The 24,135-nt window shown below is 41.3% G+C and carries 20 protein-coding genes; 2 read left to right on the plus strand and 18 right to left on the minus strand.

Annotated elements, in window-relative coordinates; translation table 11 throughout:
* Positions 1–120: 120 nt before the first annotated feature.
* From lepA to gyrA, 15 genes are all read right to left on the minus strand, one after another.
* Complete coding sequence (gene lepA / locus FQT24_RS03350) at positions 121–1,944, minus strand: translation elongation factor 4 (RefSeq protein ID WP_001047207.1); 1,824 nt, start codon at positions 1,942–1,944, stop codon at positions 121–123.
* Positions 1,945–2,022: 78 nt separating this feature from the next.
* Positions 2,023–2,751, minus strand: a complete 729-nt coding sequence (locus FQT24_RS03355) for a metallophosphoesterase family protein (protein ID WP_143952161.1) — start codon at positions 2,749–2,751, stop codon at positions 2,023–2,025.
* Position 2,752: 1 nt separating this feature from the next.
* Complete coding sequence (gene recN, locus FQT24_RS03360; RefSeq protein ID WP_143952162.1) at positions 2,753–4,420, minus strand: DNA repair protein RecN; 1,668 nt, start codon at positions 4,418–4,420, stop codon at positions 2,753–2,755.
* Positions 4,421–4,426: 6 nt separating this feature from the next.
* Entirely contained in the window at positions 4,427–4,858 is a 432-nt protein-coding gene (locus FQT24_RS03365) for an arginine repressor (protein ID WP_020900686.1), read from the minus strand.
* Positions 4,851–5,666, minus strand: a complete 816-nt coding sequence (locus FQT24_RS03370) for a TlyA family RNA methyltransferase (protein WP_143952163.1) — start codon at positions 5,664–5,666, stop codon at positions 4,851–4,853. The genes FQT24_RS03365 and FQT24_RS03370 overlap by 8 nt, the downstream gene beginning before the upstream one ends.
* Complete coding sequence (locus FQT24_RS03375) at positions 5,659–6,534, minus strand: polyprenyl synthetase family protein (protein WP_143952164.1); 876 nt, start codon at positions 6,532–6,534, stop codon at positions 5,659–5,661. The genes FQT24_RS03370 and FQT24_RS03375 overlap by 8 nt, the downstream gene beginning before the upstream one ends.
* On the minus strand, positions 6,531–6,743 hold the full coding sequence (locus FQT24_RS03380) for an exodeoxyribonuclease VII small subunit (protein WP_000043226.1): 213 nt from the start codon (positions 6,741–6,743) through the stop codon (positions 6,531–6,533). The genes FQT24_RS03375 and FQT24_RS03380 overlap by 4 nt, the downstream gene beginning before the upstream one ends.
* The gene (gene xseA / locus FQT24_RS03385; protein ID WP_143952165.1) at positions 6,721–8,061 is read right to left on the minus strand and encodes an exodeoxyribonuclease VII large subunit; all 1,341 of its coding nucleotides are present in this window, start codon (positions 8,059–8,061) and stop codon (positions 6,721–6,723) included. Before xseA ends, FQT24_RS03380 begins: the two co-directional genes overlap by 23 nt.
* A gap of 127 nt (positions 8,062–8,188) precedes the next feature.
* Entirely contained in the window at positions 8,189–8,827 is a 639-nt protein-coding gene (gene udk, locus FQT24_RS03390) for a uridine kinase (protein ID WP_143952166.1), read from the minus strand.
* Between the two features lie 110 nt (positions 8,828–8,937).
* A complete protein-coding gene (truB, locus tag FQT24_RS03400) occupies positions 8,938–9,816 on the minus strand; it encodes a tRNA pseudouridine(55) synthase TruB (protein WP_143952168.1) in 879 nt (292 codons plus the stop codon).
* An 11-nt stretch (positions 9,817–9,827) separates the two neighbouring features.
* Positions 9,828–11,102 carry a DUF2130 domain-containing protein gene (locus tag FQT24_RS03405; RefSeq protein WP_143952169.1) on the minus strand — a complete coding sequence of 425 codons (1,275 nt, stop codon included), beginning with the start codon at positions 11,100–11,102 and terminating at the stop codon, positions 9,828–9,830.
* Positions 11,103–11,197: 95 nt separating this feature from the next.
* The gene (locus FQT24_RS03410; protein ID WP_143952170.1) at positions 11,198–12,478 is read right to left on the minus strand and encodes an O-acetylhomoserine aminocarboxypropyltransferase/cysteine synthase family protein; all 1,281 of its coding nucleotides are present in this window, start codon (positions 12,476–12,478) and stop codon (positions 11,198–11,200) included.
* Between the two features lie 145 nt (positions 12,479–12,623).
* On the minus strand, positions 12,624–13,421 hold the full coding sequence (locus FQT24_RS03415) for a formate/nitrite transporter family protein (RefSeq protein WP_050090939.1): 798 nt from the start codon (positions 13,419–13,421) through the stop codon (positions 12,624–12,626).
* A 143-nt stretch (positions 13,422–13,564) separates the two neighbouring features.
* Positions 13,565–14,308, minus strand: a complete 744-nt coding sequence (locus tag FQT24_RS03420) for a class A sortase (protein WP_143952171.1) — start codon at positions 14,306–14,308, stop codon at positions 13,565–13,567.
* Entirely contained in the window at positions 14,308–16,776 is a 2,469-nt protein-coding gene (gene gyrA, locus FQT24_RS03425) for a DNA gyrase subunit A (protein ID WP_143952172.1), read from the minus strand. The genes FQT24_RS03420 and gyrA overlap by 1 nt, the downstream gene beginning before the upstream one ends.
* A gap of 194 nt (positions 16,777–16,970) precedes the next feature.
* Here gyrA and FQT24_RS03430 point away from each other — a divergent pair, with 194 nt between their 5' ends.
* Both FQT24_RS03430 and FQT24_RS03435 read left to right on the plus strand, forming a co-directional pair.
* Positions 16,971–17,957 carry an L-lactate dehydrogenase gene (locus FQT24_RS03430; protein ID WP_023942623.1) on the plus strand — a complete coding sequence of 329 codons (987 nt, stop codon included), beginning with the start codon at positions 16,971–16,973 and terminating at the stop codon, positions 17,955–17,957.
* 96 nt (positions 17,958–18,053) lie between these two features.
* Positions 18,054–18,263: a hypothetical protein gene (locus FQT24_RS03435; RefSeq protein WP_143952173.1), complete on the plus strand. Its 210-nt coding sequence runs from the start codon at positions 18,054–18,056 to the stop codon at positions 18,261–18,263.
* On the opposite strand, the gene pyk is transcribed toward FQT24_RS03435, so the two are convergent.
* The 3 genes from pyk to FQT24_RS03450 all read right to left on the minus strand — a co-directional run bounded on the left by pyk (position 18,264) and on the right by FQT24_RS03450 (position 24,019).
* Positions 18,264–19,769, minus strand: a complete 1,506-nt coding sequence (gene pyk / locus FQT24_RS03440) for a pyruvate kinase (RefSeq protein WP_143952174.1) — start codon at positions 19,767–19,769, stop codon at positions 18,264–18,266.
* 58 nt (positions 19,770–19,827) lie between these two features.
* Positions 19,828–20,835 carry a 6-phosphofructokinase gene (gene pfkA, locus FQT24_RS03445; protein ID WP_000820871.1) on the minus strand — a complete coding sequence of 336 codons (1,008 nt, stop codon included), beginning with the start codon at positions 20,833–20,835 and terminating at the stop codon, positions 19,828–19,830.
* A gap of 82 nt (positions 20,836–20,917) precedes the next feature.
* Positions 20,918–24,019, minus strand: coding sequence for a DNA polymerase III subunit alpha (locus tag FQT24_RS03450; protein WP_185952537.1), 3,102 nt, complete (start codon positions 24,017–24,019; stop codon positions 20,918–20,920).
* Positions 24,020–24,135: the final 116 nt, after the last annotated feature.

Genomic DNA, 24,135 nt, shown 5'->3' on the forward strand with positions numbered 1-24,135 from the left:
TAAACAAACATTTCAAACATTTTTTCTGTTCTAGAAATTAAAAAAGCAGACCATTTAAGCCTGCTTTACGATTGATTCTTATATAAATTTCCTATGAAGAAGGAAATGAAATTAAACAACTTATTCTTCATCCATGCTCAAGACGCTAAGAAAGGCTTCTTGTGGAACTTCTACTGATCCGATAGCTTTCATACGTTTCTTACCAGCTTTTTGTTTTTCAAGGAGTTTACGTTTACGAGAAACGTCACCACCGTAACACTTGGCAAGTACGTTCTTACGAAGGGCTTTGATATCCGTACGAGCCACAATCTTGTGTCCAATTGCTGCTTGGATTGGAACTTCAAATTGTTGACGAGGGATGATTTTCTTAAGTTTATCAACGATGAGTTTTCCACGTTCGTAGGCAAAATCCTTGTGAACGATAAAGCTGAGAGCATCCACCTTGTCTCCATTGAGAAGGATATCCATTTTCACCAGCTTAGATGGGCGATACTCTGACAATTCGTAGTCAAAGCTTGCATAACCACGTGTTGAAGACTTGAGTTTATCAAAGAAGTCGAAGACGATTTCAGCCAGTGGAATTTGATAGATAACATTGACACGATTATCATCAATATAGTCCATAGTCACAAAGTCCCCTCGCTTGCGCTGAGCTAGCTCCATCACTGCTCCTACGAACTCCTGTGGTACCATGATTTGCGCCTTAACATAAGGCTCTTCAATGGTCGCAATCTTGGTAGGATCTGGGAACTCAGATGGGTTAGACACATCCATAGACTCACCGTCTGTCAAATTGACCTTGTAAATAACAGACGGAGCTGTCATGATGAGGTCAATGTTGAACTCGCGTTCCAAACGTTCTTGGATAACATCCATATGGAGAAGTCCAAGGAAACCACAACGGAAACCAAATCCAAGTGCCTGAGATGTTTCTGGTTCAAACTGAAGACTAGCATCATTCAGTTGCAATTTTTCAAGGGCTTCACGCAGGTCATTGTACTTGTTTGACTCAATTGGATAGAGACCCGCAAAGACCATAGGATTCATCTGCTTGTAGCCATGTAATGGCTCTGCCGCAGGATTGGTTGCCAAGGTAACGGTATCACCCACACGCGTATCCTGAACCGTCTTAATAGAAGCCGCAATATAACCAACGTCACCAGTCGCAAGGAAATCACGACCAACTGCCTTAGGAGTAAAAATTCCAACCTCAGTCACATCAAAAGTCTTGCCATTGCTCATAAGCTGAATCTTATCGCCAGGTTTAACCACCCCATCCATGACACGCACTTGGAGGATAACCCCACGGTAGGCATCGTAAACAGAGTCGAAAATCAAGGCCTTCAGTGGTGCCGTCACATCACCTGTTGGCGCTGGCACTTTTTCTACGATTTGCTCAAGGATTTCTTCAATACCAATACCAGCCTTGGCAGAAGCCAAAACTGCTTCACTGGCATCCAAACCAATGACATCTTCAATCTCTGTACGCACGCGCTCAGGATCTGCAGCTGGTAGGTCAATTTTGTTAATGACTGGCATGATTTCCAAATCATTGTCCAAGGCCAGATAAACATTGGCAAGGGTTTGAGCCTCAATCCCTTGGGCAGCATCGACTACCAAAATCGCTCCCTCACAGGCAGCTAGTGAACGTGAAACTTCATAGGTAAAGTCTACGTGTCCTGGTGTGTCAATCAAGTGGAAAATATAAGTTTCCCCATCTTTTGCAGTATAATTCAGCTCAATGGCATTGAGCTTAATGGTAATCCCACGTTCTCGCTCTAGATCCATGCTATCCAAAAGCTGGGCCTGCATTTCACGACTGGATACTGTCTCTGTCTTTTCCAAAATGCGGTCTGCTAGAGTCGATTTCCCATGGTCAATATGGGCGATAATAGAGAAGTTACGGATCTTCTCCTGTCGTTTTTTCAATTCTTCTAAGTTCATGATTCTCTTCCTTTCAGGGTATCTATTTATTATAAATTGTTTTTGACATTTTGACAAGACCATACCCTGCTAGGAGTACTAATCTTCAGCAACAAAGCCGTCATTTTCGATAAAGTGGTGTTCTGTCATTCCTTGGTCTGTAAAGACAATCCCGTGAAGGACACCACCATAGACAGCTCCTCCGTCCATCCCAACCTTGCCATCTTCTGTAGTCCAAAGCTCAGCAGTACCACGCTCTTGCTGTAACAAACCATAAACCGGTGTATGGCCGAAGACAATGATTTTTCCAGTATGATTTTCTGCTTCGTGGAATGGTTTTCTAAGCCATACTTTCTTGTAATCTGTGGTTTCATGCCAGTCATCCAAGGTCAAATCAATACCAGCATGTACAAAGATATACTTGTCTGTCTCTACTACAAATGGCATTTGACGAATAAATTCGACCAAATCTGCCGCTTCAGTAGCAACACGCTTAGCATCTTCAACCCCGTCAACTGAGGCATCAAAGGGACGACCTAGGATAGAATTAATGGTTGTATCTCCACCATTGCGACGATAATGGTCATAGCTTTCTTCTGGGTTATCGAGCCAAGTCAAAAACATATACTCGTGATTTCCTGACAAACAGATTGCCCCTTGATTATCGACCAAGTCCTTAACCATCTCTAGGACACGGCGACTATCTTCACCACGGTCAATCAAATCCCCTAGAAAGAGCAACTGGCTCTGACCATCCCATGTTTTGAGAAGGTCCTCCAGCATCCCAGCTTTTCCATGAACATCTCCAATTACATAATAGTCTGTCATCTTATTTCTCCCTGTTTCTCAACAATTCTCTGGCTTGCGTTAGAGCTGCTTCTGTCACATCATCACCTGCCAACATTTTAGCAACTTCCTCCACTCGCTCTTCAACCGTCAAGAGACGAACAGTCGAAACTGTTGAATGGTCATTGCTAATCTTCTCAATAAAGAATTGATAATCCGCAATCGCAATCACTTGTGGCAAATGAGAAATAGCCAGTACCTGACCATGCTGGCCAATCTTGTGAATCTTCTGCGCAATAGCCTGGGCAACACGTCCTGAAACTCCCGTATCCACTTCATCAAAGACAATACTTGTCTTGCCTTCTTTACGTGAAAAGGCAGACTTAATGGCTAGCATGAGGCGAGACAATTCCCCACCAGATGCAACCTTGACCAAGGGTTTAAAGTCTTCTCCAGGATTGGTTGAAATGTAAAACTCAACCATTTCATTTCCCTCACGACTGAATTTGCCCTTGCTAAAACGAACCTGAAACTGGGCTTTCTCCATATAAAGGTCTTGCAGTTCTTGTTTAATCTCTGCTTCGAGCTGCTGAGCCAAGTCATGACGAGCAGAGGCAAGTTGACCTGCTAAGTCGACAAGATTGACTTCTAACTTCTTAAGCTCTGCTTCCATGTCTTCAGACGAAAGGTTATTACCTGTCAAGAGATTGTATTCTTCCGTAATTTTGGCAAAATAAAGCAAGACATCGTCTACAGTCCCACCATACTTACGCGTGATAGTATGAAGGAGGTCCAAACGATTCTCAACCTGCATAAGACGACTGCCGTCAAAATCAAGGTCCTCAATAATAGCTTCCAAACGTTTGCTAATATCTTCTAAGACATAGTAGGTCTCAGACAGAGAGTTTGAAATTTCACGATATTCAGGATCGTACTCTTCGACACTTTCCATATCATTCATGGCCGAACGAACATTGGCCAGACTTGAAAAATCTTCATTGTCCAACATACTGTAGGCATTAGTCAGTGTATCCGCAATATTTTTATGGTTGAGAAGTTTATCTCGCTCTTGATTGAGAGCCAAGTCTTCACCTGCTTGCAAGTTTGCTGCCTCAATCTCTGCCATTTGAAATTCCAACATTTCAATACGAGACTTGTGTTCCTGTTGGTTTTTCTTGACTTCCAGAACCTGCTTGCGCATTTTACGGTAGGCATCAAAACTCGTCTGATAGGTTTCTTTTAGGTCCCAAAAAGCTACATCACCGAATTCATCCAACATTTGAATATGAAGTTGAGGACGCATTAACTCCTCTTGGTCATGCTGACCATGAATATCTACTAGATGTTGCCCAATAGATCGCAAAACAGACAGATTAACCATCTGGCCATTGACACGACTAATACTACGACCATTTTGCAGAATTTCCCGACGGATGATAATCTCATCACCCATTTCCAAACCTTGCTCATCAAAAATTTCCTGTAAAAGGCGACTATTTTCAACTGAGAAAAGCCCCTCAATTTCTGCCTTTGGCGCACCATGACGAATAACATCTGTCGTAGCACGAGCTCCCAACATCATATTCATGGCATCAATGATAATCGACTTCCCTGCACCCGTTTCACCAGTCAAGACAGTCATCCCCTTTTCAAAATTGAGGGAAATAGCCTCAATAATGGCAAAGTTTTTTATCGAAATTTCAAGTAACATATAGACCTACCAATTTTTTACTTGTTCAAAGATTTCCTCAGCTAGACTTTCACTTCTGGCAATGACTAATATCGAACTATCATCAGCTAAACAGCTAAAAATTTTGTCCGCAAATGTCTCTATTAACTGAGCTTTTACAAATGCTGTATTTCCTGGAATAACTTGGAGATTAATCATCTTATCCATCAATTCAGCTGACTCAATATTGTCTTCAGCCAGTTGCAAACTTTTTACGATTGATTTTGGTAATTCATAGACATAGGTGTTGTCTCTCAAAGGAATTTTAACAATACCTAGCTCTTTGATATCTCGGGATACCGTTGCCTGAGTGGCAGTAATGCCAGCCTCTTTCAAATGTTCTACGATTTCTTCTTGTGTGCCGATTTGATAATCTGTCACAAATCGTCTAATTTTTTCAAGTCTCTCTTTTTTATTCATTTTTAAATTGACTATGCGCCCTCTCTACTACTTCTTCAATCTCAGCAAGAACCTGGTTACTTGCTGACTCTTCTTTTTTCAAATACGCTAAAAACTCAATATTTCCATGACCACCTTGGATGGGAGAAAAGTCCAATCCAAGGACTGAAAAGCCTTCCTCTACTGCCATGGTTGTGACAGATTCAAGGACATTCTGATGAACCTTGGCATCGCGAATAATTCCATTTTTCCCAATCTGCTCACGTCCTGCCTCAAATTGGGGCTTAACCAGAGCCACGACCTGACCTTGATCTGCCAAGACACGGTGTAAGGCCGGAAGAATCAGACTGAGGGAAATGAAACTCACGTCAATACTGGCAAAGCTCGGTTCCTGCTCGAAATCAGTCTTTTCAGCATAGCGGAAATTGAACTGCTCCATGCTGACAACTCGCGGGTCCTGGCGTAGTTTCCAAGCCAACTGATTGGTACCAACATCAACTGCAAAGACTAACTCAGCACCATTTTGCAGCATAACATCGGTAAAACCACCAGTAGAAGCCCCGATATCAATCGTTGTTGTCCCTTCCACTGACAAATCAAAGACCTGCAAGGCCTTCTCCAGTTTCAAGCCACCACGGCTGACATACTTGAGTTTCTCCCCCTTGAGTTTTAGTTCGGTGTCATCTGGGATTTTCTCTCCTGGCTTGTCAAACCGTTCTCCATTCAGGACTGCTACGACTAGGCCAGCCATGACACCGCGCTTGGCCTGCTCTCTCGTTTCAAATAAGCCCTGTTTATAAGCTAGTACATCCACTCTTTCCTTAGCCATTGATTCTCAAACTTTCTACTACACTTACAATCGATTCTGTTTCAAAGGGAACCTGCTGGACAATTTCTTCTAATTTGGCATTAGCTTGATCCAAAGTCTGGTTACAAAAGGCAATGGCCTCTTCCAAGCCTAACAAAGCAGGATAGGTTGATTTTTCTGCCTGTAGGTCCTTTTGTGGTGTCTTGCCAATTTCCTCAAAACTAGCTGTCACATCCAGTACGTCATCTCGAACTTGAAAAGCAAGTCCGATTAATTCCCCAACAGTTTTCAGCTTCACCTGTATTTCAGGTGCCAATTCGGCTATAATAGCAGCTGCTTGGAAGGGATAAGCTAGTAATTTTCCAGTCTTATTAGCATGAATAGTCTGGAGTTCTTCCAAAGACAAATGCTGGTGTTCACCCTCCATGTCCAAAACCTGCCCTGCCACCATACCCAGACTACCTGAAGCAAGGGATAAGTTGGAAATCAAGTCTACCTTGATCTGACTTGGCAAATCTGCCTGCGCTATCAAGGCATAAGGATCTAGGAATAAAGCATCTCCAGCCAAAATGGCCATAGCTTCACCGAATTTCTTGTGATTGGTCAAGCGTCCCCGACGGTAATCATCATCATCCATAGCTGGAAGATCATCGTGAATCAAACTACCTGTATGAATCATTTCTAATGCTGCAGCCACCTGCGCGTGAGCAGGTTTGATGGTAACTTGTAAGGCTTCCAGAACTTCTAACAAGAGAAAGGGTCGAATACGCTTGCCACCAGCATGAATGGAATAGAGAACAGATTCTCGCAAACTAGAGGCAAACTGCTGGTCTCCATAAAAATCTTCTAAGGCTGACTCGACAAGAGCTAATTTTTCTTGCTTTTTCATTCAAAATCACTTTCTGTTCCGTCTTCTTGCATGACCTTGACCAAGGTCTTTTCAGCCTTGTCCAGCGTCGCTTGGAGCTCTTTTGACAAGACCATACCCTTTTGAAAGGCAGCAATCGCATCCTCCAGAGCAATTTCACCATTTTCCAAACTTTGGACAATGGTCTCTAGTTCTGCTAGATTTTCCTCAAATTTCTTTTGTTTTGACATCTTTAACCTCTAATTCTACTTGACCATCTCGCATCAAAAGCGTTACTTGGTCTTTTTTCTTCAAACTCTCAACCGAATCTACAACGGACTCTTCTTTTTTGACAATAGCATAACCACGCGCCACAATTCGGCTAGTATCTAACATCAGCAAGGCTTCCGAAAGTCGCTTCACTTCAGCAACCTTGGCATCATAAACCAGCGCCATTTGGCTACGTAGGAGCTTATCCAACTGGCCTAGACGGTCTTGATAACGTTGGATTTTGGTAACAGGTGATAATTGCACCAGTTGATGCGTCCTTGCTTGTACTACCTGTTGGTTCTCAGAAATCCGTGTTCGCAAACTTTGTTTTAAGCGCAGTTGCAGTTGGTCCAAGCGTTGCAAATAGCCATCATACAAACGCTCTGGCTGTCTAAAGATAACAGACTGACTGCATTTTTTCAAAGCTTCTTGTTTCTTCGATAGGACATTTCGGACTGCTGTTGCCATCCGTTTTTCTTGATTTTGCAAATGAGCTAATAGATCCAACTTGGTCACAGGTGTTGCTAGTTCAGCTGCCGCCGTTGGCGTCGCAGCCCGTCTATCTGCCACAAAATCTGCCAAGGTTACATCTGTCTCATGCCCCACACTAGAGATAACTGGCAAACGAGACTCGAAAATAGCTCGTACCACAATTTCTTCGTTAAAGGCCCAGAGATCCTCGATGGAACCTCCACCACGACCAATAATCAGCAAATCCAAATCGTCACGTTGATTGGCACGTGCAATATTTCGAGCAATTTCCTCCGCAGCCCCTTCACCTTGAACCTTGGTCGGATATAGGAGAATGTCGATACCTGGAAATCGCCTGCTGACGGTCGTGATAATATCTCGAATAACGGCTCCACTACGACTGGTTACTACACCAATTCGCTTAGAAAATTGGGGAAGAGGTTGCTTGAAGCGTTCTTGAAACAGGCCTTCTTCTGTCAATTTTTTCTTGAGTTGTTCAAACTGTATCGCAAGTGCCCCAACCCCATCAGGCTCTGCCTTTTCAATGATGATGGAGTAGCTACCACTCGGCTCATAAACCTGCACGCGCCCAATCACATTGATTTTCATTCCTTCTTCCAGATCGAAGCCTAATTTCTGATAAATCCCTGACCAAATGGTCGCTTGAATAACTGCATGGTCATCCTTTAGGGAGAAATATTGGTGAGTAGGTCGTTTACGAAAGTTGGAAACTTGACCAGTTAAATAGACCCGTTCCAAGTAAGGGTCTTTATCGAATTTCATTTTCAGATACTTGGTCAAAGTTGTTATCGATAAATACTTTTCCATCTCCACCTACTATTCATTTCCTTGCTCTTTCATGGGTATTATTATACCAAAAATATGCCTAAAAATCTTCATTTATGTACCATTATGAGGGAAAAATAGAAAAAGGAGGCAAGGCCTCCACGTCTGATTATTTGCTGTTACGAGCTTCTTCCAAAATCTTTTCAATCTTGGTCGTCAACAGGTCGATAGCAACTGTATTGCTGACCCCTTCAGGAATGACGATATCCGCATAACGCTTGGTTGGCTCGATAAACTGATGGTACATGGGTTTAACCACACCTAAGTACTGGTCAATAACGCTATCAAGGCTACGGCCACGTTCTTCCATATCGCGCTTGATACGCCGAATAATGCGCACATCATCATCCGTATCCACAAAAATCTTGATATCCATCAAATCGCGCAGACGCTTGTCCTCCAAGACCAAAATCCCCTCAACGATAAAGACATCTTGAGGCTCTTGACGATAGGTCTTGCTACTCCGTGTATGCTCTGTATAGTCATAAGTCGGAATGTCCACTGGACACCCTGCCAACAATTCCTTAATCTGCTCAATCATTAAGTCTGTATCAAAGGCAAAAGGATGGTCATAGTTGGTTTTGACACGCTCTTCAAAGGTCAAATGAGACTGATCCTTGTAGTATGAATCATGCTCAATCATGGAAATCTTTTCATCAGGAAAATGCGATAAAATGGCTCTGGAAACACTGGTCTTACCACCGCCAGAACCACCTGTCACTCCGATAATGATTGGTCTATTTTGCATGCTATCCTCCGTTTTTTTATCCGTGGTCTATTCTATCACATTTTTTGCAAAATTTATAGTCTGATTTTGGATAGTCTAAGGGAAACAACACTCCCTACACCTCAGTTAGACTAGCTAAAAACCTTCCTTGGCTTATAGAGATTGTCCCGTTTTTCTAGAATGGCTAGCAATGTATCGCCTTCAAAGGCAGCTAATTCTTGTTCTGTTTGTTCGAGTTCGATAAAACGACCAAAGCGTACTTCTGTAGCCTCTTCTGGACTTAGGAAAACTTTGACAAGGTCGCCTGTCCCAATCTCTAGAGGATGGAGAAAGTCCAATTGACCAGCATCCACTTTTTCAGTAATTTCTTCCAAGGTAAGAGCATCTTCTAGTTGCAAACCAGCTGCACTAGTCCGTGTCAAATGTGACATATGAGCCGCATAGCCAAGTTTTTCTCCCAAGTTAACCGATAAAGTACGAATATAGGTTCCCTTGCTACATTTCACACGAAAAGTAAAGCTTGCAAGATGACCCTCATAAGAAATCGGACTTGTCCGCTCAAAGCTATAAATAGTCACCTGACGTTCTGGACGCTCTACTTCCTGACCAGCACGCGCATACTCATAGAGCTTGCGACCATTGACCTTGACAGCCGAATACATAGGTGAAATCTGAGTAATAGGCCCAGTCAGACTAGCGATTGCTTCATCAACAAGCTTTTCATCCAAGTGCGATAAAACAGGTGTCTCTGCAACCACTTCCCCACTAGCATCCTCAGTCGTCGTGGAATAGCCCAGAGTGATTTCCCCCTCATAGACCTTGCCCTCGTCCTGCATAAACTCGACCATGCGGGTCGCCTTGCCAACCGCAATGGGCAAAACACCCACCACATCCGGATCCAAAGTCCCACCATGACCAATTTTCTTGGTTCCCAAAATCTTACGCAGTTTAAAAACCGCATCATGCGAGGTCATCCCCGCTTCTTTTTTTAAGTTGATAATACCGTTCATATCTTTCTTCCTCACTCCCCCTTCAGCTCTTCAAATTTCGCTTTCATGGTTGGATTTTTCCGGGTCAATTTTTTAACTGAAACATCTTCCAATTTGTTATTTGCAAGACGAAGTTGGTTTTCAGATGTTGTCAGGAACTTCTTAACCTCTTCCATACGTTTGATGGCCTTGTCGATTTCATCGATTGCCTTACCAAAATTGGTAGAAGCTGAATTATAGTTCTTGGCAAAAGCTAGCTTAAAGGCATCCAAGTCTTCCTCGAAATGTGTAATGTCAATATTTTGCTCCCGAACCAAGGCCAACTCCTGCTTGTATTTTAGGGAATTAAGTGCCGCATTCCGTAAGAGCCCAATCAACTGGATAAAGAATTGAGGACGAACCACATACATCTTTTCATATTCGTGGCTGACATCAACAATCCCCGTGTTAAAGTAGTCATTATTGGCCTCAAGCATAGTCACCAAAACCGCATATTCACAGTTCTTCTCCCGACGGTCCTTGTCCAATTCCTTGTAAAAATCTGCATTCTTGTGCTTCTTCTCTGTTCCGTCAGCTTCATTTTTCATCTCAAACATGATGGAAATAATTTCGACCCCATTTTCATCGCATTCACGGAAGATAAAGTCTCCTTTAGAACCACGCGCAGAGACCTTATTATCCTTCTCAAAGTAGGCATTTGGAAAGGCAAAACTGCGGACCTTGTTAAACTCACTTTCCGCATACTGTTCAAGACTTTCCCCAATCGCTTTTGTCGATTGTTGAGCCTTAAAATTCTTATAAAACTCGACCTGTTCACTAGCTGCCTTGAGTTGAGCTTCGTAGTTTTGCTTAACTGAAGCAAGAGAAAGCTCGTTTTCCTTTTCTTGCAGTAGGAGCTGATTTTTGACCTGATCCCGTTCTTTTTCTAGGTCAGAAAGGGTCTTTTGCAGTTGATTTTCATGCTCTAAACGCAAGGTTGCCAATTGATTTTCCAAGGCCTGTACTTCCTTGTCCTTAGCCAATAAAACCTCATAGCTTGTCTGTTCAACTTCTTTCTTGGCCAATTCTTTTTCTGTATCAAAGTTTTGGATTTGACTCTGCAATTGCGCAATTTCTTGGTCTTTTTGAGCTAGTTTAGACTGTTGTTCATTCATGGCCTTTTGCTCAGCCAAGGCCAGTTCCTGCTTCATCCGATCGTGCAATTCCTTATCAAACTCTGCTGTTCTCACTTGGGACAAAAGTTCAGCATACTGACTTTCATTTACTGTAAAAACTTCCCCACAGTTGGGGCATTTGATTTCGTTCATATCGTTCCTCTTTCTAGACTTCTTTAACCATTATATCATGCCTGCAGGAAAATCAAAAACAGCGAGTCGAAACCCACTGTTTAACTTCTCTTTCTTTAAATTTTTTCCAAGGCCAAGCGCAAGTCTTCAATCAAATCCTCTACATTTTCAAGACCGATTGACAAACGAATTTGGTTTGGTGTGACACCTGCTGCTTCTAGGTCTTTTTCTGACAATTGACCGTGAGTGGTTGTTGCTGGATGGACAACAAGCGATTTAGCATCTGCCACATTTGCAAGGTCAGAGAAGATTTCCAGATTATCAATAACCTTGCGTGCTTCTGCCTCCCCACCTTTGACATGGAAGGTAAAGATTGAACCCACACCTTTTGGCAAGTATTTCTCAGCCAAGGCATGATAAGGACTATCAGCCAATTTTGGATAGTTGACTTTTTCTACCTTAGGATGATTTACAAGAAAATCAACAATTTTCTCAGCATTTTGCACATGGCGTTCCACACGAAGAGAAAGGGTTTCCAGTCCTTGAAGCAAGAGGAAAGCATTAAATGGCGACAAGGCTGCACCTGTATCACGAAGCAATTGGACACGGACAGCGATAATAAAGGCTGCTGCACCCACATCACGAGTATAGCTCAAATTGTGGTAGCTTGGGTCTTCCTCAACAAATTGAGGGAATTTCCCTGAAGCTGCCCAGTCAAAACGACCGCTATCGACAATCACTCCACCAATAGTCGTACCATGCCCACCGATAAACTTAGTCGCTGAGTGAATGGCAATATCTACACCATGAGAAAAAACGTTAATCAAATAAGGTGTAGCAAAAGTATTGTCAGAAACAAGTGGAATCTGATACTTATGAGCAATCTCTGCCAATTTTTCCAGGTCTGGAATGTTAATCAAGGGGTTGCCCAATGTTTCAATCAAGACAAGCTTGGTATTGTCTTTGATCGCTGCTTCTACTTCCTCTAAATTATCCACATCCACAAAGGTAGTTGTGATCCCATAACGAGGAAGGGTTTCTTTCAAAAGATTGAAGGTTCCACCGTAAATGGTTGATGCTGCTACAACATGGTCACCAGCATGGGCAAGTGCCAAAATCGTATAAGTCACTGCGGCCATACCAGATGCTGTTGCAAGAGCTCCAACACCACTTTCAAGGGCAGCAATTCTTTCTTCAAAGGCAGCTGTTGTAGGGTTGGTGATACGAGTATAAATATTCCCTGGTTTTCTCAAGGCAAACAAATCGGCACCTTCCTGCGTGTCATCAAAAACGAAGGATGTTGTTTGATAAATCGGCACTGCACGAGACTTGGTAGCTGGATCCACAACTTGACCAGCATGTAGTTGTAGAGTTTCAAATTTAAAATCACGAGTCATAAGGCAACCTCCATATAGTTTGATTAAAGATATTGTAGCACTATCAAGCTATCCTGACCAATACATCTTTTCTATATCTTGATATATCAAAAAACTATTGCTATCATTCCCATATAAAAAGCACGAATCAATCGTGCTCATTTTCTTAATCTACATAAGTATCTTCATTTTTATTGAGGAAGGCATACGGAAGACCCATCAATAGGCCTCCTCCGATAAAGTTTCCGATGAAGGTTACTCCCCAGTGGCGAAGCATATTTCCAACACCGAAGTTCGCAATTGAATCCGCAGCAACACTGAATTTCACAATCGCAAAAGAAGCAAAGTTCGCAGCAATGTGCTCGTTTGTTAAGAATACAAACATGTAAATCGCTGACAACACAAGCCAAAGTTTGGCACCTCCATCTTTGACCAAAACAAATGAAAGAATCGCAATATTTACGAAAATATTTGCCAAAATCGCCTCAAGTAAGACTAATTCATTTGAGCGACCTAACTTCATCTCAACAACCCCTGAGATGAAACTATCGTGAGTCAGATTTGCATAGGCCGCTGAGTGGGCAAAGCCCCAACCTGCTATCAAAGCCCCTATAAGGTTGAACAAGGTACAGTAAAGTAAAATCTCAGCTGTTTTTCTCCAAGAGATTTTTTTCAAGAAACTACCAGCAGTCAAGAACATCATGTTTGATGTTACCAACTCGGCATTCAAGAAAACAATGTAGGCCAAGCCCCAAGCGAAAACAAATGGGAAGAGAAAGCGTCCACTACCAGGCGCAATTTTATTAATCAAGTCAGCCCCGACTGCACCTGCTGCTGTACTGAAGGTTAAAAATGCACCTGCAAACATAGAACGAATCGCATACTTAAATTTGCTTTGGCTATAAAGACTTTCTTTCTTCTTGCAAGCAAATTCAATCTTTGAGATAAATTCTGAAGAAACCATAATAAACTCCTAACATTTTTTTACCTGATAATTATATCACAAACTTTCAGTTTTAGGAAGCGTTTTCTGTATTTCATAACAGTTTATTTTGAAACTCAGCCTATAAAAAATCAGTAAAACCTAAGATTTTACTGATTTTATCTTTAATAACGTTGTTTATATGGTTGATTGAAGGCTGTTAGAACTTCTTCAGGTGTTTGTGAATAGTCTTTTGTATCTTTCAAATCACCTTTTACAATAATCCGCTCTGTCGCATCATAGTCCACACAAGTTACAAGTGTGATCTCATCAACACCACTACGGTCGTCAATCTCATCCACACGATCTGGTGTTACATGCTTGACCTCATGAATAACATAAGTATAAACCTTATCCTTATCAGTCAGATAAATTTTCATACCATTTTTAGCATGTGATAAGGGAGAAAATAGCATCTGACTGGCATTTTCTGCTGTAAAAATGTGATGACTAGCTAGTGAATAATTTCCTTTCCCCATCACTTGGTCACGCTTCATCGTACCAGCTCCATAGAAGAGATTGACATTATCAAGACCTTTAAAAATAGGCAAGTTAATTTCTACTTCAGGAATAGCAATCCCACCAATAACTGGTAATTTTTGCGAATTCCATTGTGAGGATAAGACAGCTTCTGATGAAATGGCTTTTACTGAGTCAAAGTCAAAATTACCTTCTGTATCTTGATTTTCTTCCAATTTTTCTTTTGATACCTGGCTAACTTGATACTTGTTAGTATTCCAAACCATGAAAATATCACGAATTTTTGAATTAAAGATTAATGCCAGTGACAAGAGGATTAAGAATCCTGCCAAGACATTGATTAGTAGATTTTTACGATTTGTTTTCTTTTTGTTCTTTTTATGAGACATTATGCTTCACCTTCTATTTCGTTTTCTGTCCCGACTTCTTCTTTTTCTGACGCTGCTACCGTTGTAAAGGTCACAATTTTAGCATCCTGATCCAAGCGCATCACTTTAACTCCCATAGTTGAGCGCCCTGTTTGTGAAATATTGGCAACGTTGGTTCGAATCATGACACCTGTATCAGTGATAATCATCAAATCTTCATCACCTTTCACAGTCAAGAGACCTGATAGAGGACCGTTTTTCTCAGCAATGTTGGCCGTCTTCATCCCTTTACCACCACGACCTTTAGTTGGGTATTCAGTAGCAACTGTACGCTTACCATATCCTTTTTCAGTAATGATAAGAACCTCATCTTGATCAGTAATTACGCTAGCACCAACTACTGTGTCTCCCTCACGGAGATTAACACCTTTCACACCAGTGGCAATACGACTCATGCCGCGAACGGCTGATTGATTAAAGCGAACTGCATAACCAAACTTGGTACCAATGATAATATCCGTATCCTCTTCTGTCAATAAGACATTAATCAACTCATCTTCATCCTTGAGGTTCAAAGCCTTGAGACCATTCTGGCGAATGTTAGCAAATTCCTTAACGCTGGTTCTCTTGACAATTCCATGACGGGTTGTAAAGAAGAGATAAGCATCATCACTGCGTTCAGATTCAACATTGATGATGGTTTGAATACTTTCACCTTCATCCAATTTCAAAAGATTGACAATTGGCAATCCCTTGGCAGTACGGCCATACTCAGGAATTTCATAGCCTTTCAGGCGATAGACACGACCTTTATTTGTGAAGAAGAGCAGGTGATCATGAGTGCTAGTCGACACTAACTCACGAACAAAATCGTCATCCTTAACACCAGTTCCTTGAACACCACGTCCACCACGTTTTTGAGCGGTAAACTCAGCTTGGTCCAGACGTTTGATGTATCCTTTGTTAGAAAGAGTGATCAAGACATCAGCTTCTTCAATTAGATCCTCATCTTCAAGACTCAAGACTTCACCAACCATCAATTCAGTACGACGTTGGTCGCCAAACTTACGCTTGACTTCATCTAATTCATCCTTGATAATTTGAGAAACACGTTCTGGCTTAGCTAGAATATCTGCTAAATCTGCAATCAGAGCCAAGAGGTCATCATACTCTGACTGAATCTTATCACGTTCCAATCCTGTCAAACGACGAAGACGCATATCAAGGATGGCTTGACTTTGACGCTCAGAGAGCTTAAACTTACTCATCAACTCGGCTTGTGCTTCCGCATCCGTTTCACTAGCACGGATGATGCGGATCACTTCGTCGATATGGTCTAATGCAATCAAGAGACCTTCTAAAATATGAGCACGCGCTTCTGCTTTTTCCTTGTCAAAACGTGTACGACGAACAACCACTTCTTTTTGGTGCTCGATATAAGCATCCAAAATCTGACGAAGGGACAAAATCTTCGGTACCCCATTTTGGATTGCAAGCATATTAAAACCAAAGTTGGTTTGCATCTGGGTCATCTTGAAGAGGTTGTTGAGGATAACATTGGCTGAGGCATCACGCTTGACTTCAATAACAAATCGAACACCTTCACGGTTTGACTCATCACGAACTGCTGTAATCCCCTCAATACGTTTTTCCTGAACCAAACGAACAATATGCTCATGCACCTTTGTTTTATTGACCATATAAGGAAATTCTGTTACAACAATACGCTCACGGCCAGTTTTAGTTTCTTCAATTTCAGTACGTGAACGAAGGACAATAGAACCTTTACCTGTTTCATAAGCCTTATGAATACCTGATTTCCCCATAACAAGAGCACCAGTTGGAAAATCTGGCCCAGGCAAGACTTCCATCAAGTCCTTAGTGGTCACTTCAGGATTGTCCATAACTAACTTCACTGCATCAATGGTTTCTCCCAGATTATGAGGTGGAATATTGGTTGCCATCCCAACCGCAATACCAGTTGCTCCATTAACCAAAAGGTTAGGAAAGCGTGCTGGCAAGACCAAGGGTTCACGTTCATTGGCATCATAGTTATCAACGAAGTCAACAGTATTTTTATTGATATCACGAAGCATCTCTAGAGCAATCTTGCTCATACGTGCCTCAGTATAACGCTGGGCGGCAGCACCATCACCATCCATGGAACCAAAGTTCCCATGACCATCTACAAGCATGTAACGGTAACTCCACCATTGAGCCATACGGACCATGGCTTCATAGATAGAGGAATCCCCGTGTGGATGATATTTACCCATGACATCCCCTGTAATACGAGCAGATTTTTTATGAGGTTTGTCTGGAGTAACACCCAGTTCATTCATTCCGTAGAGAATCCGACGGTGAACAGGTTTTAAGCCATCTCGAACATCAGGAAGGGCCCGCGCTACGATAACACTCATGGCGTAGTCGATAAAGCTCGTCTTCATCTCCTTTGTCAGATTGACATTCACTAAATTTCTATCCTGCATTAATAAATGCCTCATTTCACTATTAGTAATTAATTATATTATACCATAATGTCCGCCATATTTCAGATATCTAAAATCGCTAAAACGTTTACATCAAGAACTGCAAGGCATATCCGTGACAAAGCTTTTTAAAAGTGATAAAATTGAAATAACTGGGGAAATCCCTGAATAAAATTAAGGAGATGTTTAGAATAATGACTTCAACTAAACAACACAAAAAAGTTATCCTTGTCGGTGATGGTGCTGTAGGTTCTTCTTACGCTTTTGCACTTGTTAACCAAGGAATTGCACAAGAGCTTGGAATTATCGAAATTCCACAATTGCATGAAAAAGCTGTTGGTGACGCGCTTGACCTTAGTCACGCCCTTGCCTTCACTTCACCTAAAAAAATCTATGCAGCTCAATACTCTGACTGTGCAGACGCAGACCTTGTTGTAATCACTGCAGGTGCGCCTCAAAAACCAGGTGAAACTCGTCTTGACCTTGTAGGTAAAAACCTTGCTATCAACAAATCAATCGTAACTCAAGTTGTTGAATCAGGTTTCAAAGGTATCTTCCTTGTTGCTGCTAACCCAGTTGACGTCTTGACTTACTCAACTTGGAAATTCTCTGGATTCCCTAAAGAACGCGTTATCGGTTCAGGTACTTCACTTGACTCAGCTCGTTTCCGTCAAGCACTTGCTGAGAAACTTGATGTTGATGCTCGTTCAGTCCACGCCTACATCATGGGTGAACACGGTGACTCTGAGTTCGCTGTTTGGTCACACGCTAACATCGCTGGTGTAAACCTTGAAGAATTCCTTAAAGACACTCAAAATGTTCAAGAAGCTGAATTGATTGAATTGTTCGAAGGTGTTCGTGACGCAGCTTACACAATCATCAACAAAAAAGGTGCAACATACTACGGTATCGCAGTAGCACTTGCTCGTATTACTAAAGCAATCCTTGACGATGAAAACGCAGTACTTCCACTTTCAGTATTCCAAGAAGGTCAATACGGAGTTAAAAACGTCTTTATCGGTCAACCAGCTGTTGTTGGTGCACATGGTATTGTTCGTCCAGTAAATATCCCATTGAACGACGCAGAAACTCAAAAAATGCAAGCATCTGCTAAAGAATTGCAAGCTATTATTGATGAAGCATGGAAAAATCCAGAATTCCAAGAAGCTTCTAAAAACTAATTTAACTATAGACAACTCCTTGAATCATCAGGGAGTTGTTTTTTGTGTTTAAATTCAATATCTTATTAAGTTTGCTTGTTTCTTCTTAAAACTATCATGGCACGTGTAGGCCATAAAGACGCTAAAACAACGAATCAGATTTATACTCACGTTACAAAGAGCATGGAGCAAGCAGTGCTTTACGCACTTGATACCGTCGCATTGAATAGAAAGAAAAAGTTTTGCCCCCTTTTTGCCCCATGGACAAAAAAAGAGCCCATCATACAGGCTAGAAAGCTTGATATGATAGGCTTTTTCTTATTTTAATTAACGTACTGTGCGGATACGCATTGTGTTTGTACGAACAGCTTCTCCAACTGGTACACCAGCTACGATAACGATATCGTCACCAGATTGTACAAGTCCTGCTTCAACTGCTTTACGTTCAGCGATTTCGAACATATCGTCAGTTGATGATGGAGCATCTGTCAACATTGGGATAACACCCCAGTTCAACATCAATCCACGTTCTGTCAATTCGTCGAATGTCAATGCCAAGATGTCAGCATTTGGACGGTATTTAGAAATCAAACGTGCAGTGTGTCCAGTCTTAGTAAGAGTTACAACCAATTTGATATCCATTGAGTTAGTAGCATCTTTAACAGCTGAAGCCATTACTTCTGTCTTAGAGTTACGTTCAAATGAATCTGAGTTCAAACGTCCGTATTCGTTAAGAAGAGTTTGAGCGTTCTTATCGATTGTAGCCATTGTAGCTACTGACTCAAGTGGGTATTTACCGTTTGCAGACTCACCTGAAAGCATTGTAGCATCAGTTCCATCGATAACAGCGTTGAATACGTCTGATACTTCTGAACGAGTTGCACGTGGTTTTTCAGTCATTGTTTCAAGCATGTTTGTTGCAGTGATAACAACTTTACCTGCAGCATTAACTTTCTTGATGATCATTTTTTGGTAAACTGGAACCATTTCGAATGGTACTTCGATACCCATGTCACCACGAGCGATCATGATACCGTCAGCAGCTTCGATGATTTCATCCAAGTTGTCGATACCTTGTTGATTTTCGATTTTAGCGAACAATTGAACGTGTCCATTTCCAGTTTCTTCACAGATTGCACGAACTTCGTTCACGTCTTTTGCAGTACGTACGAATGAAATCGCGATGAAGTTGATACCTTGTTCAAGACCGAAACGGATATCATCGTTATCACGATCAGCAAGAGCTGGGAAAGGAATTTTAGTGTTAGGGATGTTAACACCTTTTTGTTTAGCAATTACGCCATCGTTTTCAACTTCAACTTCAAATTCACGAGTTGCATCGTCTTTAGCAACTACACGAAGACCAAGTTTACCATCGTCAACCAAAACTTGACGACCAACTTCAACATCATCATAGATATCAAGAGCACCAGCAACGTTCAATGCAATCACTTCACGAGTTGATTTGATTCCTTGTTTAGTTGCAACACGGATTTTTTCACCAGTTTTGTATGAATACTCTTTAGCTTCACCTTCGAACAATTCTGTACGGATTTCTGGTCCTTTTGTATCAAGAAGGAAACCAACTTTTTTACCTGCAAGTTTTTCTGCAAGTTTAACAGTTGCCATACGCTCACCTTGTTCTTGGTGGTCACCGTGTGAGAAGTTGAAACGGAATGTGTTAGCACCAGCTTCAATCAATTTAGCAATGTTTTTAGCTGAAGCTTCAACATCAAGTTTTTCACCCCAGTAACCATCATCACCGAATTTTTTACCACCACGGATTTCTACCGCAGGTCCCAAAGTTGCAACGATTTTTACACGTTTATTCATGATTTTTGTGACTCCTTTATATATATGACCTTTTTGGTCTTATTAACTAAATTATAAATTATGACAAGCAATTGTTCAATTGTGACAGGTCAAGATCAGCTTTGTGTGGATTATTTACAATAATCTTACCGTCTGCTGCCAAACTAAACAATGCTCCTTCTTCTGCAGTACCAAGAATTGGATTTTCAACCATTTTTTCGTTACGAATACCTACCGCAACACCACCGATACCTTTTTTAAGAAGTTTAACAGCATGGGCACCCATACGTGACGCCAATACACGGTCACGCGCAGTTGGAGAACCACCACGTTGAATATGTCCAAGTTCTGTCACACGAAGATCGGTCGTATCTCCAGCTTCTTTTAGTTTTTGAGCAAATTCATCTGCTGACATAACACCCTCTGCCAAAACGATGATATTGTGTCTTTTACCACATTCATAGCCAGCTTTGATACTTGCTACGATATCTTCAATTTTGAAGTCTTCTTCAGGGATGATAATTTCATCAGCACCAGTTGCGATACCCGCCCAAAGAGCGATATCACCAGCGTTACGCCCCATAACTTCGATGACAAAAGTACGACGGTGACTTAATGATGTATCACGAATCTTATCGATAGCGTCCATAGCAGTCGTAACCGCTGTGTCAAAACCGATTGTGAAGTCAGTACCAACGATATCGTTATCAATTGTACCTGGAAGACCGATAGCTGGGAAACCATGCTCAGTCAAACGCATAGCACCGTGGTAAGATCCGTCACCACCGATAACAACTACACCTTCAATGCCGTGTTTTTTCAATTGCTCAATCCCTTTAAGTTGCCCTTCAAGTTGAGCGAACTCTGGGTAACGAGCTGAGTGAAGGAAAGTACCACCACGAGAAATGATGTTTCCTACTGAAGCCGCATTTAAGGGATGAATTTCACCGGCAACCATACCAGCATATCCGTCATAGATACCAAACACTTCCATTCCTTCTGAAATTGCTTGACGAACAACTGCACGGATAGCAGCGTTCATACCAGGGGCGTCTCCACCACTAGTTAAAACAGCAATACGTTTCATATTGGTTTATGCTCCTTTTTCTTTTAACATTCTTCTTGATTATACCACATTTGATTTTAAAATTCTTCTATTTTCCGTATTTTTAGCGATAAATCGTTTTCATAACGATTTCATTCAATTTCTCCTCTAATTCATTGAATTTAGCTACAAAATGATGGGGAGAAACGATGGTTTTCTGTTCCTCTTCATACCTGATGATGACTGGTATTGGACCTTTATACTGGTCTAAAATACGTGAAATTTCTTGATCCGATTCATGATTTTTTACCTGTATCCAAAAGCGTTCAGCAACTGCTTCTCTTATTTCTTGTGCAATCATTTGCAGACGGCCATCACGTGACTGGACTTTCCCTTTGATATAGTAGAATGCCCCTTCTCTTACTTCCTGACCAATCTGTCGATATAAATCTGAAAAGAAGGTAACATCCAATTTTTTCTTACTGTCATCCACCTGTAAGAAAGCCATATTTTCACCCTTTTTGGTACGAATTACTTTTATCTTCTGAACTTCAACCAATATAATAGCATAGCTATTTTCTGATAAATTACTAATAGGAGTGATCGGATAAATAGCCTTACTTGCAATAGCTTGTAGGGGATGTTTGCTGACACCTATCCCTAAAAGCTCTTGTTCCATATAGAATTTTTCTTGTTCCGTCCAATCTTCCGATTCCTGCCAGCTATAAATTGTATCACCAAACAAGCTTCCTAACTCTTTCACAAATTCAAATAGATTAGATAAATTGTTGAATACTTTTTGACGATTTTTTTCAAATGAATCGAAAAGACCAACTTTTACCAAAGGTTCTAGCAAAGGAAGTTTCAGATAATTCTCAGGTAATTTAGCTATAAAATCTTCAATGTTCGAATAGGGTCTATTTTCAATGATCCAAAGCGCCAAATCCTTGCTGACTCCCTTAATCGATTTCAAACCTAGATAGATGGACTTGTTGGCAATTTTATCGTGATAGGGAATGGTATTGATGGATAGAGGCGCTACTTCAAAGCCTGCTTCTAGGGCATCTGTTAAGTAATCACTATTAGCAGAATTCAACATGACTTGATAAAAAATAGCTGGATAATGTGTTTTGAAATAGGCCAACTGAAAAGCCAAGGCTGAGTAGGCATAGGCGTGTGACCTGTTAAAACCATAACCAGCAAACTTCTCCATGACATCAAAGACCTGCTCTGCTTTTTCCGCAGTATGACCTGCTTTTAATGCCCCTTGGATAAAGGATTCTCTCATCTCATGCATGGCAGAGGCATCCTTTTTCCCCATAGCCCGACGCAAAATATCGGCTTTCCCAAGACTAAATCCAGCAAATCGCTGAGCTACCTGCATAACCTGCTCCTGATAGAGCATAATGCCATAGGTTGGAGCCAAAATATCCTCCAATACTGGATCCAGAACAGTCACTTCTTCCTGCCCATGCTTTCTTGCCACAAAATTATTGATATAGTCACTAGCACCTGGTCGATTTAGCGAAGTAGTCGCTACGACATCTTCAAAGCAGATAGGCTGAACGCGCTTGAGCAGGCGAATAGCACCAGGTTGCTCAAATTGAAAGATACCTTTTGTATTGCCAGAAGCAAATAAAGCTAACGTTTCTTTGTCTTCCAAATCGATTTCTTCTATTTTCAAGTGAATATCTTCTGTTTCAGCAAGCAACTCTTGCATTTTCTGAACAAAGGTCAAATTCCGTAGTCCCAGAAAATCCATCTTCAATAGCCCGCTAGATTCAACTCCATGTGCATCATACTGAGTCAGTGGAATTTCGTCACCATGCTTTAGTGGGATATAGTCTGTCAAATCTTGGTCACTGATTACAACACCAGCTGCATGGACAGAGGTTTGTCTTGGATATCCCTCAATCTTGCAGGCAATTTCAAAGGCTTTTTGGTATTCTAACTTACTATTGATTTGCTGACGAAACTGGAGATTCCCCTCATAGGCTGACTTGAGATTATCACGAAAACTGATTTTCTTGGTAATTGCAGATAATTCATACTCTGGCACACCAAAACGTTTCAAGACATCTCGGAGAGCTTGCTTAGCCCCAAAGGTAGAAAAAGTAACGATTTGAGCCGCATGTTTACTGCCATATTTATTACCAACATATCTGATAAAATCTGGACGATAAATATCTGGAATATCAATATCAATATCAGGCATGGTATAGCGTTCACGATTTAGGAAACGTTCAAAAATCAGATTTTTCTCTACTGGATCAATCCCTGTAATGTCTAAAGCATAGGAAACCAAGCTACCAACTGCGGAACCTCGTCCCATTCCCATATAATAGCCATTCGAACGTCCAAAACGCAACAAATCCCAGACAACCAAGAAATAATCATCAAAGCCCATATCATGAATAACAGCCAATTCTTGGTCTAGACGGTCTTGATATTCTTTACCAGTTAACCCCTTCTGAGCAAGCCCCGATTCAGCACGTTCTCTCAATTCTTCCACTGCTGGTCTAGACGGATTAAAACGAGGTAATTTTAAACTAGTATCCAAATCATAAGAAATAGCTGAAATAAGCTTTTCTAAGTTTTCCAAGGCTTGAGGAAAACATTCTTGGAATAGTTTCTCTAAAGAACTTGCTGATATAAAAACATCTTGTCTCGAACGCAAAGGAACTTCTCTGAGCGGTTGATTTTCTTTAATCGCTGTTAGTACTTGAAGAACTTCTCTATCCTTACTTTCAAATGCATTGACCCGATACAATGGCAAAATAGGATGATGAAATTCGCTTGCCAGTGTTTCTGGGTAAACACCAATATAGTAATCACAGCCTAGATTTAGCGACTCAAGCCCATCAAAATAAGGCACAATTACCGCAATATCCTCTAGGTACTGAGATAAAACTGACCAAGTTTTCTCCCCCTGCATCTTGGCTGTTGAAAGCTTCATCAACTGCTGATAGCCTACGCTAGATAGAGCTAAAAAGCGCAGATTCACATCCTTATCATCTACAAGCACATTCATTTCAAGCCCTAACAAAGGATGAATGCCATATTTTTTTGTAACCTCTAGAAAGTCGAAAGCCCCATAAAGATTGTCAATATCCATCACAGCCAGATGAGTGTAGCCATAGTCTTTTGCTACTCTCACATACTTGTCGATTGAAATGACGCTCTCCATAAAACTATAGACTGTTTTTGTATCTAGTTGTGCGATCAATTTACACTTCTCCTCTATCATTCTCACTATATTATACCATTTTCAAAAAAGAAAAGAACCTGAGATATTAAATCTCAAGTTCTTTCTTAGGCTGAATCAATCACTGTTTGAAAGAA

The organism is Streptococcus mitis (genome assembly GCF_901542415.1).
GTDB lineage: Bacteria > Bacillota > Bacilli > Lactobacillales > Streptococcaceae > Streptococcus > Streptococcus mitis_BL.